This is a genomic window from Pseudooceanicola nanhaiensis, assembly GCF_020171315.1.
Taxonomy (GTDB): Bacteria; Pseudomonadota; Alphaproteobacteria; order Rhodobacterales; family Rhodobacteraceae; genus Pseudooceanicola; species Pseudooceanicola nanhaiensis_A.
Genome location: NZ_JAIUZP010000001.1, coordinates 725,356 through 744,034, shown reverse-complemented (window position 1 = coordinate 744,034; position 18,679 = coordinate 725,356). Strand labels below are relative to the sequence as shown.

Sequence of the window (18,679 nt, the reverse complement as noted above, 5' to 3'; positions counted from 1 at the left end):
ATGCCAAAAAGCCGCCGATCACCGCGAGAAGCGGAGGATCGAGCAGCTTTGCTCATAGGTCCCGTCATGTAGGGAAATCGGCGGCGCCGTTGCCGCTGGGTCCATCTGCCCCCAATGAGGCGAGTCGCGCAAGGGAATTGACCCTCAACGGTGGCCGAAGCCGATAGATGCGTCATGGATGCATGGTTTTTCAGCAACCACCCGGCCCGAAGGCGGGCAGAGAGGCTCTTGGCAGCGGTCCGCCTCTGGCGCGGCGCAATGATTGACCAAATCAGTCGGAAATTGTAGGAGGGCCTCAGCCAGCCCGGTCCCGATCAGGCAAGCGCGCATGGGGGCGCCTCCCCCGTTTGCTCTTTGCCTCCGAAAGGACCCGGCCATGAACGCGCAGTCGCCCCAGTCTTCCTTTGCTCTCAGCGCCTCCTGTCGCACGACGGACGGGCGCGCGCTGCTGGCCGCGCTGCGCCACGCGGGCGAAGAGCATGGCCTGCAGATGTCAGGCGATGCGCAGGCCCTCGACTGCGACACCGGCTATGGCCGGATGGCGGCGCAGGGCGGGGACACAAGGCTGGACCTGCATCTGAACGCCGCGGACGAGGGCATGTTGCAGGTGATGCGCGACATGGTCCTGCACTTCCTTCAGCACCACGCCGGGGATCTGCCGATCAAGGACCTCAGCTGGTCCGACGACGCGACGCGGGCCGTGGGCGTGCACCCGCGCAACTTCCACCTGCTGGAGGTGGCGGAGGCCCGCCGCGTGTCGCGCGACTACATCCGCATTCGCCTCACGGGCACCGGGCTGGCGCCGCTGGCGGAGACCGGGCTGCACTTCCGGCTCTGCCTGCCCGGCCCCGGCCGCGTGCCCGTCTGGCCCGTGGTGGGCGCTGATGCCCGCACCGTCTGGCCCGAGGGCGCGGACCGGCTCCATACCCCCGCCTATACGATCATCGCGCTCGATACCGAGGCGGGCTGGCTGGAGTTCGATGTCTACACCCACGGCAACGGCCCGACCTGTCACTGGGCCGAGGGGCTGGTGGCGGGCACCGAGGATCGCCGGACCATCGGCCTGACCGGCCCCGGCGGCGGCTGGCTGGCCCCCACGGCGGATCTGATCATGGCCGGGGATGAAACCGCCCTGCCCGCCATGGTGCGCAGCCTCGACGCGGCCGCCTATGGCGATGCGCCCCTGATCCTGTTGGAACTGGCGGACCCCGACGCGGCGGATAGCCTGCCCGCGCGCCACATCGACCGGTTCACGCTGCTGCTGCGCAGCCGGGGCGAACGCGCCGCCGCCGCGCTGGAGGAGGCCGCTGCAGCGCGCGGCCCCGGTACCCACATCTGGTTCGCCGGAGAGATGTCGGATGCCCAACGCCTGCGCAAACTGGTGCGCACCGACTGGGCCGTGCCGCGCGCGCAACACTATATCGCAGGCTACTGGACCCGCAGCCCCGCGGATACTTGACTATTAAAGTCAGTTAATCTACCGCCCCCTGTACCACCCAGCTTTCCCGCCAGGTAAGACACTCTCAGGGGAGAACCACAGTGAAGCTGGGACAGGCGACGCTTTTGTCGTTCCTGGTCACTGCGCAGGCCGTTGCCGCGCAGGAGACCATCAATCTTGAAACCATCACCGTCGAGTCGGGGGACACGGCAGGCGAAGGTTTCTTCGGACCCTCCATTCCGCAGGACACCGCCGGGGTGACCAAGACCGGCGAGACGATCATGGCAACGCCGCGGTCGGTCTCGGTGATCACGCAGGAGCAGATCACCGAACGCGGCGCGACCAGCGTCGAACAGGCGCTGCAATATGCGCCGGGCGTGGTGGCGGGCCAATGGGGCCTCGACAACCGCTCCGACTGGTCGAACATCCGGGGCTTCGCCCCCTCGACCTACCACGACGGGCTGCAATCGCGGTTCGGCTATTACAACGACACCAAGCCCGAGACCTTCCTGCTCGACAGCGTCGCGGCGCTGAAGGGCCCGGCCTCGGCGCTCTATGGCAATGGATCGGTCGGCGGCGTGGTGGACACGACGTCGAAGATCGCGGGCGCGCCTTCGGACAATATCGTGCAGCTCCAGTACGGCTCCCATAACCGCAAGCAGATCGGCGTCGACTTCTCCGACACGCTCTCGGACGGGCGGCTCTCCTACCGGGTCGTCGGGCTCTGGCGCGACAGCGACACGCAGGTCGATCACACGCAGGACAACAGCCTCGCCTTCGCCCCCTCCATCGCGTGGCGCGCGACGGACCGGACGACGGTCAAGCTGCTCTTCAACTACCAGAAGACCGAGACCCAGCCGCTGATCCAGTTCGCCTCGGCCTGGGGCACACTCTACGACTCGCCCTACGGCGGGCGTCTTCCCGACAGCCTCTTCGTGGGCGAGCCGGGCTTCGACAAGCTGAACACCGAGCAGACCTCGATCACCGCCATGGTCGAACATGATTTCGAGAACGGCTGGACGCTGGACGCGCGCCTGCGCCACCACGAGTCGGAGTCGGATTACAACCACGCCTGGTGGGCCTACGACAACTTCGGCAACTACCGCTACAACGCGGATGGCACGATCAACCGCAGCTTCTATTCCGCGCATAACACGCTGGAAGACACCGTCGCGGACGTGAACCTGAAAGGCGAATGGGCGCTGAACGGCGTACGGATGAAGACCCTGCTGGGCGCTTCCTATACCCGCGGCCTCTATGACAGCGACTATGGCTATGGCGAACAGATCGCGCCGATTGACCCGTATAACCCGGTCTACGCGGGCTATCCCGACATCGAGCTGACGGATTATCCGGCCTCCACGCTGGAGGAATACGGCGTCTATGCCACCAACCGCGCCACCTTCGGCGAGCGGCTACACCTCGACCTCGGCCTGCGCTGGAGCCACATCGAAACCGGCGAGACCGCGGGCACCTTCACCGACAGCACCGTGAATGCCGAGGACGACGCCTGGTCCAAGAGCTTCGCCATCCTCTACGAAGCCCCGAACGGCCTAAGCCCCTACCTCTCCTATGCCGAGAGCTTCACCCAGGAGGTCACCGGATCGGACGCGGAGGGCAATCCCTTCGAGCCGACCGAGGGCCGTCAGTGGGAAGTGGGCGTGAAGTACCAGATGCCCGGCACCCGCTCGATCTTCACCGTCGCGGCCTTCGACCTGACGAAGTCGAACCTTGCCATCACCGACCCGGAGAACCCGACCTTCCAGAAGCAGATCGGCGAGGCGAACGTGAAGGGCCTCGAACTGGGGGCCAAGCATGACTTCGGCGAGGTCTCGGTCGATTTCGGCTTCTCCTGGCTCGATACCGAGAATGCGGATGGCTACCGGATCGCCACCGTGCCCGAGAAGTTCGGCTCGCTCTGGGTGAACTACACGCCCGAGGCCCTGCCCGGCTGGCGCTTCGGCGCAGGCGTGCGCTACGTCGGCGCGGCCTGGGATGGCGCGGACGCGCAGAAGACCCCGTCCTACACGCTCTACGATGCCATGATCGGCTACCAGACAGAGCGGTTCGATGCGGCCTTCACGGTGCGTAACCTGACCGATGAATACTACGTCAACTCCTGCGGCTCGGGCGCCTGCTACATCGGCGAAGGCCGGACCGCCGCCCTGACTCTGACGACGAAGTTCTGACGCTCCGGGCGTCCGCCCTCACCGGCGGGCGCCCTTTCCTTCCGCTCACCCGGAGACCCCAATGCCCCGCATCCTTGCCCTTCTCGCCTTGCTGCTGGCGCCGCTGTCGGCCGCCGCGCAGGACTTCCCCCTCACCGTCACCCACAAGTACGGCACCACCGAAATCCCCGCGCAGCCGCAGCGCGTGGTCACGCTCTCCTTCCTGAACCACGACAACCTGCTGGCCATCGGCGTGACGCCGGTGGGCCTGCGTGACTGGTTCGGCAACCAGCCAAGCGGTGTCTGGCCCTGGGCGCAGGAGGCCCTCGGCGAGGCCCGGCCCGCGCTGCTGAAGGGCGACATCAACTTCGAACAGATCGCCGCGCTCAAGCCCGACCTGATCGAGGCGATGTGGTCCGGCATCTCGCGGCAGCAATACGAGATGCTCAGCCGCATCGCCCCCGTCGTGCCCCCGTTGGAGGGCTACGAGGATTACGGCATGCCGTGGCAGTTGCTGGCGCGCACCACCGGCCTCATCACCGGCCACGCCGCCGAGGCGGAGGCTCAGGTGACGGCCATAGAGGACCGCACCGCCGCCCTGCGCGCCAGCCATCCCGACTGGCAGGGCGCCACGGCCACGGTCGCCTATCTCTACCATGACGCCCCGGGCGCCTATACCTCCAAGGACATCCGTTCGATGTTCCTCACCACGCTCGGCTTCCGCACGCCGCAGGCGGTGGACGATGTTTCGGGCGCCGAGGCCTTCGCCATGACGCTCTCGAACGAGGACCTCACGCCGCTGGATGCGGACCTGCTGCTCTGGTTCGTGAGCCCCGCGAATGTCGAGGCGATCCGCGGCCTCGCCCTGCGCCCCGAGCTGCGCGCCCATACCGAGGGCCGCGAGGTGGCGGTGGACGCAATGCTGGCCTCGGCCTACTCCCACGCCAGCCTGCTGAGCCTGCCCTACGTGCTGGACCAGATGGTGCCGATGATCGAGGCCGCGATGGACGGCGATCCCGCCACGCCGGTGCCCTCCAGCGTCGAGGCCGGCCTCGCACCATGAGCACCACCGGGCTCAGCGCCACGGGGGGGGCCTCCCCCCGCGACCTGCGCAGCCTGGCGCGGCAGCGCCGCCTCGCCCGGCTGGCGCTCGCCTGCCTGCTCCTCCTGCTGGCCTGCCTCGCCGCGCTGATGATCGGCGCGCGGGCGATCACGCCGGCGCAGGTCTGGGTGGCGCTGACCGATCCCACGGTGCTCTCGCCCGAGGCCACGGTGATCCGCGAGCTGCGCCTGCCGCGCCTCGTGACCGGGCTGGCGGTAGGGGCCGCGCTCTCGACCGCCGGGCTGATGATGCAATCGGTCACCCGCAACACGCTGGCCGATCCCGGCATCCTCGGCATGGCCAACGGCGCCGGGCTGGCGGTGGTGATCGCGGTCTGGGCCTTCGGGCTTGGCGGCACCGTGGCGCTTGGCTGGGCCTCGCTGGCCGGTGCCGCTGTGGTGACGGCGGTGGTGGTCCCGCTGGGGCTCAGCGGCCCGCTCCACTCCGGCCCCGCGCGGCTGGTGCTGGCCGGGGTTGCCGTCGGCGCGCTTGCGGGGGCGGGCACCACGGCGATCCTGCTGTCCTCGCAGGAAACGCTGGAGGTCTACCGCTTCTGGATGGTCGGCTCGCTGGCCAGTGGCGGCGGCACCCGCGCCGCGCAACTGGCGGAGCTTGCGCCCTTCTTCCTCGTGGGCCTGCTGCTGGCGCTCCTCTCGCTGCGCGGTCTCGACAGCCTCGCCCTTGGCGAGGAGACAGCCGGTGCCCTTGGTGCCCATCCCGCCCGCACCCGCCTGCTGGCCCTCGCCGCCGCCGTGGTGCTGGCGGGCGCGGCCACGGCGCTCGCGGGCCCGATCGGCTTCCTCGGCCTCGTCACGCCGCACCTTGCCCGCGCCCTCGTGGGCCCGCGCCTCGTCTGGGCCCTGCCCGCGACCCTGCTGATCGGCCCCGCCGTGCTGCTGCTGGCGGATACGGCGGGCCGGGTGATCCTGCCCCCGGGCGAGGTGCAGGCCGGCATCATGATGGCCCTGCTCGGCGGGCCGGTCTTCGTCGCCGTCGCCCGGCGGAGGCCCCGCGGATGAGCCGCAGCCTCACCCTCCGCACCCCCGTCCTCTCGCTCCGCCTGCGGGTGGCCGCGCTGCGCACCGCGGCGCTGCTGCTGGTGCTGCTGGCGGGCATCGCGCTCTGGGGGACGATGCGCGGCGACTATCCCCTGACGATGGCGCAGATCGCGGGCGCCTTCGGGGCGGACCCCGACCCGATGGCGGAATTCATCGTCACCGGCCTGCGCCTGCCCCGGATCGCCGGGGCGCTGATCGCGGGGGCGGGCTTCGGCCTTGCGGGCGCGCTCTTCCAGACGCTGAGCCGCAATGACCTCGCCTCCCCCGACCTGATCGGCTTCAGCGCGGGGGCCGCGCTCGGCGCGGTGGCCAGCGTCGTCCTGCTGGGGGCAACCGGCCTCGCCGCGGCCGGCGGCGCAGTGGCCGGCGTGGCGCTGACGGCGCTTGTGATCACAGCCCTTGCGTGGCGCGACGGCTTGCAGCCCCTGCGCTTCGTCCTCGTGGGCGTGGGCATCGGCCTGATGCTCTATGCCGCTGTCGATTACCTGCTGACCCGCGCCACGGGGATGGAGGCCGAGGCCGCCTACCGCTGGCTCGCGGGCTCGCTCAACGCCGTCGGGCCCAGCGAACTCACCCTCGGCCTGCCTGTGATCACGGCCCTCCTCGTCGCCGCCGCCCTGCTGGAACGCGGCATGGCGCGGCTTGCGCTCGGGGCCGAGGTGGCAACCTCGCTGGGCCTGCCACTGACCCGCCTGCGGGCTGCCGCCGCGCTGATCGGCGTGCTGGCCACGGCGCTTGCGGTCTATGTCGCGGGGCCGGTCGCCTTCGTGGCCTTCGTCTCGGGCCCGGTGGCGCGGCGGCTGGCGGGCGGCGGCCCCGCCCTGCTGCTGAGCGCCCTGCTCGGCGCCACCTTCCTCACCGCCGCCGATCTGGCCGCGCGCCTCGCCTTCGCGCCGACGCAACTGCCGGTGGGCATCTTCACCGCTCTTTGCGGCGCGCCGGTGCTGATCTGGCAAATCCGCCGACAGGGCCGTGGCCCCGCCCGAAAGGACGCCTCATGAAGGACATGACCCGCACCGCCCAGTTGGAAACCGAGGCGCTCAGCGTCACGCTGGACCGGCACAGGGTGCTCGACGGGCTCTCTCTCAGCCTGCCGCAGGGCAAGGTGACGATGATCCTTGGGCCCAATGGCTGCGGGAAATCCACGCTGCTGCGGGCCCTCGCCCGGATCGTCACGCCCACTGCGGGCCGGGTCCTGCTGGAGGGCACCGATATTGCCACGCTGGCGCCCAAGGCGCGGGCCAAACGCATCGGCCTGTTGCCCCAGCACCCGATCGCGCCCGAGGGGCTGACGGTGCAGGACCTCGTGGCGCAGGGGCGCACGCCGCATCAGGGGCTCTTTCGCCAGTGGGAACCACAGGACGAGGCCGCCACCAAGGCCGCGCTGGAGGAGACCGGGCTGAGCGCCCTAGCCCACCGCCCCGTCACCGCGCTCTCGGGCGGGCAACGGCAGCGGGCGTGGATCGCCATGCTGCTGGCGCAGGACAGTGAAACGCTGCTGCTGGACGAACCCACCAGCGCGCTGGACCCGCGCCACCAGATCGACATCTTCCGCCTGCTGCGCCACCAGTCCGAGGCGCGCGGCAAGACGGTGATCGTGGTGGTCCACGACCTCAACATGGCCGCGCGTTTCGCCGATCACATCCTCGCCCTGCGCGCCGGACGGATCGTCGCGGAGGGCGCACCGCAGGATGTGATCACAAATCGGACGGTAGAGGCAGTTTTCGACCTTCCCTGCCGCATCCTGACCGATCCGGAGAGCGGTTCCCCGGTCGTCGTGCCCCTCTGATCGGCCATTTTGCGTGGGAATTGTCGCATCCCCGCCCCCAGACAGTAGACCTGAGCGACAGGGTCGGATAGAGCCGTTGCAGGCTCAAGAAAGGCTTGGAGAACATGGCTGAACCGAACACCCCCGATATCGTGTATACCAAGGTGGACGAAGCGCCGGAGCTGGCCTCCGCCTCGCTCCTGCCCATTATCCGGACCTTCGCCGCAGCGGCAGGCGTCTCGGTGGGCACCAAGGATATCTCGCTGGCAGGGCGCATCATCGCGACCTTCCCGGACCACCTGACGGAAGATCAGCGCCAGCCCGACGACCTTGCGATCCTCGGCGAACTGGTGAAGACCCCCGAGGCGAACGTGATCAAGCTGCCGAACATCTCGGCCTCGGTCCCGCAGCTCGTCGCCGCGATCAAGGAACTGCAGTCGCAGGGCTATGCCCTTCCCGACTACCCGGAAGAGCCTTCGACCGATGAGGAGAAGGCGATCCGCGCGAAATACGACACCATCAAGGGCTCCGCTGTGAACCCTGTGCTGCGCGAAGGCAACTCTGACCGCCGCGCCGCCGTGGCCGTCAAGAACTATGCCAAGGCGAACCCGCACCGCATGGGCGAGTGGGTGTCCGACAGCAAGACCCGCGTGGCCTCAATGTCGGGCGGCGATTTCTGCTCGAACGAAGTGTCCGCGACGCTGGACGGCGCCGCGACCGCCAAGATCGTGCTGGAAACCGCATCGGGTGAGACCGTCCTGAAGGACGGCGTCTCCTACCCCGCGGGCACCGTCGTCGACGCGACCTTCATGTCGGCCAAGGCCCTCGATGCCTTCATCGCCGAAGAGATCGCCAAGACCAAGGACGAAGGCGTCCTCTTCTCGCTGCACATGAAGGCGACGATGATGAAGGTCTCGGACCCGATCATCTTCGGCCACGCGGTCAAGGCATGGCTCGCGCCCGTCTTCGACAAGTTCGGCGACGAGATGAAAGCCCTCGGCGTGAACCCGAACTCCGGCCTCGGCGACTTGCTGGCCCGCGTGAAGGACAACGCAGAGATCATGGCCGCCATCGACGAGTGCACCGCGGCCCGTCCGCCGATGTACATGGTGAACTCGGACAAGGGCATCACCAACCTGCACGTGCCCTCCGACGTCATCATCGACGCCTCGATGCCCGCGCTGATCCGCGCCGGCGGCAAGGGCTGGGGCCCGGACAACAAGGAGCATGACTGCGTCTGCGTCATCCCCGACAACTCCTATGCGCCGGTCTACGACGAGACGATCAAGTTCTTCAAAGCCAACGGCAAGCTGAACCCGGCCACCGCCGGCACCGTTCAGAACATCGGCCTGATGGCGCAGAAGGCCGAAGAATACGGCTCGCACCCCACCACCTTCGAGATCCCGGAAGACGGCACCGTGAAGATGGTGCTGGAAGACGGCACCGTGCTGCACAGCCACAAGGTCGAAGCCGGTGACATCTGGCGCTCGGCCTCGGCGCGCAAGGCACCGATCGAGGACTGGGTGAACCTGGCCATCGAACGTCAGAAGGCAGAGGGCTGCGAGGCCATCTTCTGGCTGGACGAGGACCGCGCCCACGACGCGGAACTGATCAAATACGTGAAGCCAATCCTCGAGGCCAAGGGCGTCGCGGACAAGTTCCTGATCATGTCCCCCGCCAAGGCGACCACCAAGACCTTCGAGACCATCACCAAGGGTGAGAACTCGATCGCCATCACCGGCAACGTGCTGCGCGACTACCTGACCGACCTGTTCCCGATCCTCGAGCTGGCCACCTCGGCCAAGATGCTCTCGATCGTGAAGCTGATGCAGGGCGGCGGTCTCTTCGAGACCGGTGCAGGCGGCTCGGCTCCCAAGCACGTCCAGCAGCTGCAGGAAGAGAACCACCTGCGGTGGGACAGCCTCGGCGAGTTCTGTGCACTGGGGGAAAGCCTCAAGTTCCTGGCCGACGCCAAGGGCAACGAGAAGGCACGCGTGCTGGGCAAGGCCGTGGACGTGGCAACGCAGGGCATCCTCGACAACAACAAGTCGCCCTCGCGCAAGGTGGGTGAGCCCGACAACCGCGACAGCCACTTCTACTTCGCGATGTACTGGGCACAGGCTCTGGCCACCCAGACCGACGACACCGAGCTGGCCGCCCACTTCGCCCCGATCGCCAAGGCGCTGACCGAGGGCGAAGCGGCCATCACCGGCGAGATCGCGGCCGTGCAGGGCGCCCCTGCCGACCTCGGTGGCTACTACCACACCGACGCGGAGAAGACCGCCGCGGTGATGCGTCCCTCGGCCACGCTGAACGGCATCATCGGCTGATCGGGCCCAGTGATCGGGCCCAGTGATCGGGCCCTGTGATCGGGCCCTGCCCCATCGCCTGAAAGACGCACCCCCGCCGGTCCTGCCGGCGGGGGTTTTTCGTGCCCACGCCCTGATCGCGAGGGCCTGGACGTGCCCCTGACTCGCGCCGCCACGGCGCCGGGCGCACGACTCACACGCCGCATTTCGGGATGCTTTCCACCTATGGTTGAAGATTTGCCCGCCCGGGGGGCGGATCTCCCATGCAGCCACGGAAGTCTCGGTATGACGATTTCGGGAAGCTCTTTGAGGCGATCGTGATCGCGATCCGAGTCCCCGCGCAGCGCCGCCCCCGCCCCCGGCACAAGGGGGCCGCTGAGGGGTAGTTGTTTGCGTCAATAAAACAAGAGTTTCAGAGATGCCTTCTGCGAACCATCCCCAGATATGGGCATCCATTGCTGCGATCGCAAAGGCCTCACGGCGGTGTGATCAAAATTCAAAACCGAGAGAGCCTAGGCCCTTACGGCGAAGTTGCGGCCGATTGACGCCTTCGGTTTCTGCGCCGCGGCGCTTATTCCACGCCCATTCCGCGGACGCGCCCCTCCCCATGCGACGCGCCCTGAACCCTCCATTCCGGGCAGACGGACTGGTTCCGCCGTGGCCGGACAAGAAGAGACAGACATTGCTGAGACGACTAAAACTCCCGCCTTTGCTGCTGGCTGTGCTGGCGCTCTCGGGATGCCAGTATGACGTGCTGAATCCGTCGGGCTGGGTGGCCCTCGAACAGCGCAATCTACTGATCATCTCGACCCTCCTGATGCTGATCGTGATCATCCCCGTGCTGATCATGTCGGTCTACTTCCCCTGGAAGTACCGCGCACGTCGCGAAGACCAGAGCGACTATGATCCCGAGTTCGAGCATTCCACCTCGCTCGAAGTGGTCATCTGGGGCGTTCCGATCCTGATCGTGGCGGCGCTCGGCGTCTACACCTACATCTACACGCACCGCCTCGACCCCTATAAGCCGATCGAACACCTCGCCGCAGAGGACACGATCGAGGTTCAGGCCGTGTCGCTCGACTGGAAGTGGCTGTTCATCTACCCGCAGTACGGCGTGGCTTCGGTGAACGAACTGGCGATCCCCGCGAACCGCCAGATCGAGTTCAAACTGTCCTCCTCCACCGTGATGAACACGCTGTCGATCCCTGCCCTCGGCGGCATGGTCTATTCCATGGCCGGGATGCAGACCAAGCTGCACCTCGTCGCGGATCACGAAGGCATCTACCAAGGGCGTTCGGCGCATTACTCGGGCCCGGGCTTCTCGCAGATGACCTTCGAGACCAAGGCGATGAGCGACGCGGACTTCGAGGCATGGGTGGCCTCTGCGAAAGGGGCCGAGAGCCCGCTGACGCGCGCCAGCTACCTTGAACTGGAAGCGCCCACCATCGACGCCCCCGTGTCCTACTACTCGGACGTCGAGGACGGCCTGTTCCAGCGGATCGTCGGCCTGTGCGTGCAGGACGGCAAGGTCTGCATGGGCGACATGATGATGCAGGACATGCAGGGCGGCGGCGGCCTCGAGGGCCTCGGCAACGGTGCGGCCTACGAATACGACCGCTACCGCCGCATCGACGGCTTCGGCAACCCGATCCCCTTCGACCCCGCGTCGGAAGGCGAGAGCCATGGCCACGGTCACGACGACATGTCGATGAACGAAGACAACAAGACGGCGCACCCCTCTGACGCCGCCAAGGAGTATGCGCAAAATGGCTACTGATGCCGTACAACCGGCCGAGGTCTGGACGCCGTTCTTCGGCCGCCTGACCCTCGACTGGATCCCCTACCACGAGCCGATCCTCGTCGGCACCTTCGGCGCCATCGTCCTCGGCGGTCTCGTCCTGCTGGCGATCCTGACCAAGTATCGCCTCTGGGTGCCGCTGTGGAAGGACTGGATCACCACGATCGACCACAAGAAGATCGGGATCATGTACATGATCCTCGGCTTCATCATGTTCGTCCGCGGCTTTGCCGACGCGCTGATGATGCGCGCCCAGCAGGCCATGGCCGCCGGCGGCGCCGAGGGCTACCTGCCCCCGCACCACTTCGACCAGGTCTTCACCGCCCACGGCGTGATCATGATCTTCTTCGTGGCGATGGCCTTCGTCACCGGGATCATGAACTACGTCATGCCCGCCCAGATCGGCGCGCGCGACGTGGCCTTCCCCTTCCTGAACAACTTCTCGTTCTGGATGACGGTGGCCGGTGCCCTGCTGGTGAACATCTCGCTCTTCGTCGGTGAATTCGCCCGTGTCGGCTGGCTGGCCTTCCCGCCGCTGTCCGGCTCCGACTATTCGACCGGGCCCGGCATGGACTACTACCTGTGGTCGCTGCAGATCGCCGGTGTCGGGACGACATTGTCGGGCATCAACCTCGTCGCGACCATCTTCAAGATGCGCGCGCCGGGCATGAAGCTCTTCGACATGCCGGTCTTCACCTGGACCACGCTGTGCACCAACGTCCTGATCGTCGCCGCCTTCCCGGTGCTGACCGCGACGCTGGCGCTGCTGACCCTCGACCGTTACCTCGGCACCCACTTCTTCACCAACGACATGGGCGGCAACGCCATGATGTACGTGAACCTGATCTGGATCTGGGGCCACCCCGAGGTTTACATCCTGATCATCCCGATCTTCGGCGTGTTCTCGGAAATCGTGTCGACCTTCTCGGGCAAGCCGCTGTTCGGCTACAAGACGATGGTCTGGGCAACCGCCTGCATCATGGTCCTGTCCTTCGTCGTGTGGCTGCACCACTTCTTCACGATGGGCTCGGGCGCGAATGTGAACACCTTCTTCGGGATCACGACGATGATCATCGCCGTCCCGACGGGTGTGAAGATCTTCAACTGGCTGTTCACCATGTACAAGGGCCGCGTGCGGTTCGAAGTGCCCATGCTCTGGACCGTCGGCTTCCTCGTGACCTTCACCATCGGTGGCATGACCGGCGTTCTGCTGGCCGTTCCCCCGGTCGACTTCCAGCTGCACAACACCCTGTTCCTGATCGCGCACTTCCATAACGTGATCATCGGCGGCGTGGTGTTCGGCGTGATGGCTGCTGTCACCTTCTGGTGGCCCAAGGCCTTCGGCTTCAAGCTCGACGACCGCTGGGGCAAGCGCAGCTTCTGGTTCTGGTGCATCGGCTTCTACTTCGCCTTCATGCCGCTCTACGCGCTCGGCCTGATGGGCGTGACCCGCCGCATGAACGCCTACATGGACAGCGCCTGGCAGATCTACTTCGTCATCGCCGCCTTCGGCGCCGGTCTGATCGCGCTTGGCATTGCCTCGACCTTCATCGGCTTCTTCGTCTCGATCAAGAACCGCAAGGCGCTCGCCTGTGGTCCCGATCCGTGGAACGGCCGGACGCTGGAATGGGCCATGCAAAGCCCGCCCGCGCCCTACAACTTCCCGCAGGAAGTGCATGTCCGCGGTCGTGACGAATGGTGGCGCATGAAGCAGGAAGGCTTCCAGTGGTCGGAAATCTACGAACCGATCCACATGCCCAAGAACACCGCCAGCGGCGTTCTGATTGCAGCCTTCGCGCTCGTGCTCGGCTTTGCGATGGTCTGGTACATCTGGTGGCTTGCCATCGTGTCCTTCTTCGCCTGCCTCGCGATCGGGATCGCCCACACGTTCAACTACAACCGCGATTACTGGATCCCTGAGTCCGATATCGCCAAGCAAGAACAGAAGGGAGCCCTGGCATGACCATGCTGGATACCCCGCTCACCGGCCGGATCGAGGGTCCGGCCGGCCCCGCCCACACGGCGGACCATGCCCACGCCAGCCCGACCCCCATCGGGTTCTGGATCTACCTGATGAGCGACTGCATCATCTTCGGGTGCCTCTTCGCCACCTATGCCGTGCTCGGCTATGGCTATGCCGGTGGCCCTGCCCCGCATGACCTGTTCGAGCCCGGCTTCGTGGCCTGGGAAACCGCGCTGCTGCTGTTCTCCTCGATCACCTTCGGTATCGCCATGCTGCGCGCCGAAGCTCACGACCTGAAGGGCACCACCCTCTGGCTCATCGTGACCGGCCTCCTGGGTCTCGGCTTCATCGCCATGGAGATCTACGAGTTCAATCACCTGATCCACATCGGTGCGGGCCCTGACCGGTCGGCCTTCCTGTCGTCCTTCTTCGTGCTCGTAGGGACCCACGGCCTGCACGTGACGGGCGGCCTGATCTGGCTGGTCACGCTGACCATCCAGCTGAACTGGAAGGGTCTGACTTCGGCCAACATGCAGCGCCTCTCGACGCTGTCGATGTTCTGGCACTTCCTCGACCTGGTCTGGATCGGGGTCTTCTCCTTCGTCTATCTGGTGAGGCTTGTCTGATGAGTGATCACGCACATTCCCACGGCACCATGGGCCGGCTGATGGTCGGTTTCGGCCTTGCCGCCTTCCTGACGATCATCCCCTTCGCCCTCGTCATGTTGGAAGTCGACCTGCCGCGTAACACGCTGGTCGGCATCATCATGGGCCTCGGCGCAGTCCAGATCATCGTGCACCTGGTCTACTTCCTCCACATCAACTCCTCGGTGGAAGAAGGCTGGACCATGGCCGCGACGGTCTTCTCGGTCGTCATCCTCGGCATCGTGCTGGCAGGCTCGCTCTGGGTCATGCACAACATGAACGAGAACATGATGCCCATGCACGAGATGTCTCCGAACATGGAGATGCCGGGCAGCAGCCACGGTCACGAAGGGCACACCCCCGTCGACGACCCGGCCGCAACGCCGGCCGAGCCGGGCACCCAGGGGTGACCCCAGTGGCAGAGCCGCATGACACCAACGCCGCAGCCCCCCAACGGGGGCTGCGCTTCGTTTTGACCCTGCTCGTCTCGCTGGTCGCGGCGGCAGGGCTCGCCGGTTTCGTCAGCCTCGGCGTCTGGCAGGTGCACCGGCTGGGCTGGAAAGAGGACCTGATCCAGCGCGTGGACGCCCGCGTGCATGCCGATCCGATCCCTGCCCCCGGCCCCGCCGACTGGCCCGCGATCAGTGCAGAGGCCAGCGAGTACACCCGCGTCGAGCTGACCGGCACCTTCCTCAACGACGAGGAGGTGCAGATCTACGTGCCCTCTGACCTCGGCCCCTCCTACTGGGTGATGACCCCGCTGGCGCGCGACGATGGCACCATCGTCATGGTCAACCGCGGCATGGTCCCCGAGCGTCTCAAGGCGCCCGCCACCCGGCAGGCCCCCGAGGGCGAGGTGACGGTGACCGGCCTGCTGCGGATGCCCGAGGACAAGGGTTGGCTCTTCTCCCGGGCGAACGACCCGGAGAACCAGCTCTGGTATCGTCGCGACATCGCCTCGATCACCGCTACCAAGGGCTTCGACAATGCCGCGCCCTACTTCGTCGACGAAGAGCGTGGCGCGCCCGAGGCATGGCCCCGTGGCGGCCAGACGGTGATCCAGTTCCGCAACGCGCACCTGCAATATGCGCTGACGTGGTTCGCCCTTGCCGCCCTCGTGCTCTTCGCATGGGGCATGTTCATCCGCAGCGAGGTCCGCCGCTGAAACGGCGCATCGCTGGACGAACGCAAAAGGGGGCTGTAAGGCCCCCTTTTTCTTTGCCAGTATGCGGATCGGGAAGATGGAGGAGCATCGTGCCAGACGGAACGCGTGAGACGCAGGCTTTCGATCCACTGCACGAGGCACGCATCCTGATCGTCGAGGACGAGCCGGGCATGCGCAACTTCCTCGTCAAGGCGCTGACCCCCTGTTGCCGCGCCGTGGCCCATGTCGCCGAAACCGCCGAGGCCACGCCCATGCTGGAGCGCGAGCGCTATGACATCCTGCTGCTCGCGACCCTCCTGCCCGGCCGCCGGGTGCAGGAGTGGCTCTCCGCGCTGCAGGCCCGCGCCGATGCCCCCGAGACGATCCTGATCACCGCCTATGCCGATCTCGACCGCGCGGAGGAGGCGCTGCGCCACGGGGCGGCCGATTTCGTGCTGAAGCCCTTCCGCACCAGCCAGCTGCTCCACACCGTGCGGCGCTGCCTGACCGATGCGCAGCTGCGGCGCGAGGCGCTGCTGCTGCGCCATGAGCAGGCCATGGGCGCCGCCCCCTGCGAGCATGACCTCTGCGGCACCTCCCCCGCCATCGCCGCGCTGCATGCCCGGCTGGCAGAGCTGGCCCGGCGCGACGGTCCCGTGCTCTTCACCGGGGCGCCCGGGACGGGACAGGCGGCCGCCGCCCGCGCCCTGCACCGCGCCTCGCCCCGCGCGGGCCGTCCCTTCCTGCATCTGGCGGGCCTGCCGGGCGCGGCCCTGCTGGCCGCCGCGCAGGGTGGCACCGCATTGGTGGAACACCCCTCCCCCGCGCTCATGGCGCAACTGGCCGCGGCCGGGCTGCGCCCGATCCTCTGCCCCCGCGATCCCGCCGCCCTGCCCGGTGAGGTGGAGGCCGAGGAGGTCGTCCTGCCCCCGCTGAACGCCCGAGGCAAGGATGTGCTGGTGCTGGCCGAACTGCTGATGGAAGACCTCGCCCATCACCACCGCTGCCAGCCCCTGCCGCTGAATGCCGCCGCGCGGGATGCGCTGCTGGCCCACGACTGGCCCGGCAACATCCCGGAATTGCGCAATTTCATCGACCGGGCACTGATCCTTGGTCAGCTGCCGCTGGAGATGCTCACCCTGCCCGGGGCAGAGCGCCTGCGCCGGGTGCTGGCAGAGACCGCGGGCGACCGGGACGAGGCCGCCCGCCGCCTCGGCCTGTCGCGCGCTGCGCTGGACCAGAGGTGCGCCGACCTCGGCGTCTGACAGGTGGACCGTCTCTTCCGCTCCCTGCGCGTCCGGCTTCTGGTCATTGCGCTGCTGCCGATGCTGGTGCTGCTGCCCATGATGCTCGGCAGTGCGATGATCCGCTGGTCCGGCCGGATCGACGACATCCTGATCACCAAGGTGAACGGCGACCTGACCATTGCCGAGCAATACCTCGGGCGGCTGATCGAGGGCTCCGGCGAGCGGCTCGATGCCATCGCCCAGTCCGTCGCGCTGCACAACGCCCTCGACGATCCCGAGGCCTTCACCGCCCTGCTGGAAGCCGAGAAGCGGCGACTCTCGCTCGATTTCCTCTATGTCACCGATGGCAGCCGCACCGCCCGCGGCTTCGCCCCCCGCGACTGGCCAGTGGTCCGCGCGGCCCTCAACGGCGAGGCCCGCAGCGCGGTGGACGTGCTGCCCGCCCCCTCGCTGGAAGCGCTCGCCCCCGGCCTTGCCCGCCGCGCCGCGATCCCCATGGTGCCCACCCGCAACGCCGTGCCCACCGACCGACCCGTGGAGGATCGCGGCATGGTCGTGCATTCCGCAGCCCCCGTGGCAATGCCCGGCGGCCGGATGGGCGCGCTGGTGGGCGGGCGGCTGCTGAACCGGAACCTCGATTTCATCGACACGATCAACGCCCTCGTCTACCGCGACCGCAGCCTGCCCGAAGGCTCGCAGGGCACCGCGACGCTCTTCCTCGACGATGTGCGCGTCTCGACCAATGTGCGGCTTTTCGAGAACGTCCGCGCCCTTGGCACCCGCGTCTCCGCCGAAGTGCGCGAGCGGGTTCTGGGCGAGGGTCAGGTCTGGCGCGACCGGGCCTTCGTGGTGAACGACTGGTACATCTCGGCCTATCAGCCGATCACCGACAGTTTCGGCGAACGGGTGGGCATGCTCTACGTCGGCTTCCTCGAGGCGCCCTTCCTGCAGGCCAAGGCGAATTCGGTGCTCACGGTTACCGTGCTCTTCCTGCTGATCGCCGCGCTGTCGGTGCCGATCTTCCTGCAATGGGCCGGGCGCATCTTCCGCCCGCTGGAACGGATGACCCAGACCATGGCCCGGGTCGAGGCCGGCGAGATGGAGGCCCGCAACGGCCCGCAGGACGACAGCGGCGAGATCGCGCAGGTGGCTGGCCACCTCGACGACCTGCTGGATCAGGTGCAGGAGCGCGACCGACAGCTCAGGGACTGGGCCGAGAGCCTTGAACAGAAGGTCGAGGACCGCACCCGCGACCTGCGCGCCGCCAACGAGAAGCTGGAACAGACCACCGAACGGCTGATCCTCTCCGAGAAGCTGGCCGCCGTGGGCGAGATCACCGCCTCGGTCGCCCATGAGATCAACAACCCGATCGCGGTCATCCAGGGCAACCTCGACGTGGCACGCGCCCTGCTGGACGATCATGCCGACGCCGTGAAGACCGAGTTCGACCTGATCGACGACCAAGTCTATCGCATCGGGGCGATCGTCTCAAAGCTGCTGCAATTTGCCAAGCCGGAGGATTACTCCGGCGCGGCCAATGCGATCCGCCCTGACGAGGTGGTGCGTGACTGCCTCGTGCTGACGCGGCACCAGACGGAGAGTGCGGGCGTGGAGTTGCGCACCGCGCTGGAAAGCACCCGCCGCGTGCTGATCGCCCGGACGGAATTGCAGCAGATCATGGTGAACCTGATCCTCAACGCCGTGCACGCCATGCCCGAGGGCGGTGTGCTGTCACTGGGCGTGACGGAGGCGCCGGGCGGGGTCGAGATCACGGTGGAGGACACCGGCACCGGGATGGAGGCGGAGACGATGCAGCGCATCTTCCATCCGTTCTTCACCACCAAGCAGGCGCAGGGCACGGGGCTTGGCCTTTCCATCAGCCAGACGCTGGTGAGCCGCGCGGGCGGGCGGATCGAGGTGGACAGCACGCCCGGCACGGGCAGCCGTTTCACCATCTTCCTGCCCGAGGCCGATCTGGCGCAGGACTACGACACCTATTGACCCGCCCGCGCACGGCGGCAGGTCAGTGCAGACAAATGG

At 67.3% G+C, this 18,679-nt stretch carries 14 protein-coding genes; all 14 read left to right on the top strand.

Going from position 1 to position 18,679, the window contains the following annotated elements; genetic code table 11:
• The first annotated feature begins 376 nt into the window (after positions 1–376).
• The 14 genes from LCM32_RS03470 (at position 377) to LCM32_RS03405 (ending at position 18,640) form a co-directional block, all read left to right on the top strand.
• Positions 377–1,459: a siderophore-interacting protein gene (locus tag LCM32_RS03470; protein WP_224819652.1), complete on the top strand. Its 1,083-nt coding sequence runs from the start codon at positions 377–379 to the stop codon at positions 1,457–1,459.
• Positions 1,460–1,539: 80 nt separating this feature from the next.
• Complete coding sequence (locus LCM32_RS03465) at positions 1,540–3,627, top strand: TonB-dependent siderophore receptor (protein ID WP_224819651.1); 2,088 nt, start codon at positions 1,540–1,542, stop codon at positions 3,625–3,627.
• Positions 3,628–3,688: 61 nt separating this feature from the next.
• Positions 3,689–4,669, top strand: coding sequence for an ABC transporter substrate-binding protein (locus tag LCM32_RS03460; protein WP_224819650.1), 981 nt, complete (start codon positions 3,689–3,691; stop codon positions 4,667–4,669).
• Positions 4,666–5,727 (top strand): FecCD family ABC transporter permease, encoded by a 1,062-nt coding sequence (locus tag LCM32_RS03455; RefSeq protein WP_224819649.1) that lies wholly within the window; start codon positions 4,666–4,668, stop codon positions 5,725–5,727. The genes LCM32_RS03460 and LCM32_RS03455 overlap by 4 nt, the downstream gene beginning before the upstream one ends.
• A complete protein-coding gene (locus LCM32_RS03450; protein WP_224819648.1) occupies positions 5,724–6,767 on the top strand; it encodes a FecCD family ABC transporter permease in 1,044 nt (347 codons plus the stop codon). The genes LCM32_RS03455 and LCM32_RS03450 overlap by 4 nt, the downstream gene beginning before the upstream one ends.
• A 5-nt stretch (positions 6,768–6,772) precedes the next feature.
• Entirely contained in the window at positions 6,773–7,555 is a 783-nt protein-coding gene (locus tag LCM32_RS03445; protein ID WP_224819889.1) for an ABC transporter ATP-binding protein, read from the top strand.
• A 104-nt stretch (positions 7,556–7,659) separates the two neighbouring features.
• The gene (locus LCM32_RS03440; protein ID WP_224819647.1) at positions 7,660–9,864 is read left to right on the top strand and encodes an NADP-dependent isocitrate dehydrogenase; all 2,205 of its coding nucleotides are present in this window, start codon (positions 7,660–7,662) and stop codon (positions 9,862–9,864) included.
• A 661-nt stretch (positions 9,865–10,525) separates the two neighbouring features.
• Positions 10,526–11,620 carry a ubiquinol oxidase subunit II gene (gene cyoA / locus LCM32_RS03435; protein WP_224819646.1) on the top strand — a complete coding sequence of 365 codons (1,095 nt, stop codon included), beginning with the start codon at positions 10,526–10,528 and terminating at the stop codon, positions 11,618–11,620.
• On the top strand, positions 11,610–13,604 hold the full coding sequence (gene cyoB / locus LCM32_RS03430) for a cytochrome o ubiquinol oxidase subunit I (RefSeq protein ID WP_224819645.1): 1,995 nt from the start codon (positions 11,610–11,612) through the stop codon (positions 13,602–13,604). Before cyoA ends, cyoB begins: the two co-directional genes overlap by 11 nt.
• A 2-nt stretch (positions 13,605–13,606) precedes the next feature.
• Positions 13,607–14,230 carry a cytochrome o ubiquinol oxidase subunit III gene (gene cyoC / locus LCM32_RS03425; protein WP_224819888.1) on the top strand — a complete coding sequence of 208 codons (624 nt, stop codon included), beginning with the start codon at positions 13,607–13,609 and terminating at the stop codon, positions 14,228–14,230.
• Entirely contained in the window at positions 14,230–14,658 is a 429-nt protein-coding gene (gene cyoD / locus LCM32_RS03420) for a cytochrome o ubiquinol oxidase subunit IV (RefSeq protein ID WP_224819644.1), read from the top strand. Before cyoC ends, cyoD begins: the two co-directional genes overlap by 1 nt.
• Before the next feature lie 5 nt (positions 14,659–14,663).
• Positions 14,664–15,413, top strand: a complete 750-nt coding sequence (locus LCM32_RS03415) for an SURF1 family protein (protein ID WP_224819643.1) — start codon at positions 14,664–14,666, stop codon at positions 15,411–15,413.
• Between the two features lie 89 nt (positions 15,414–15,502).
• Positions 15,503–16,657, top strand: coding sequence for a sigma-54-dependent transcriptional regulator (locus tag LCM32_RS03410; protein ID WP_224819642.1), 1,155 nt, complete (start codon positions 15,503–15,505; stop codon positions 16,655–16,657).
• A 60-nt stretch (positions 16,658–16,717) separates the two neighbouring features.
• Positions 16,718–18,640 carry a cache domain-containing protein gene (locus LCM32_RS03405; protein WP_224819887.1) on the top strand — a complete coding sequence of 641 codons (1,923 nt, stop codon included), beginning with the start codon at positions 16,718–16,720 and terminating at the stop codon, positions 18,638–18,640.
• Positions 18,641–18,679 lie beyond the last annotated feature (39 nt).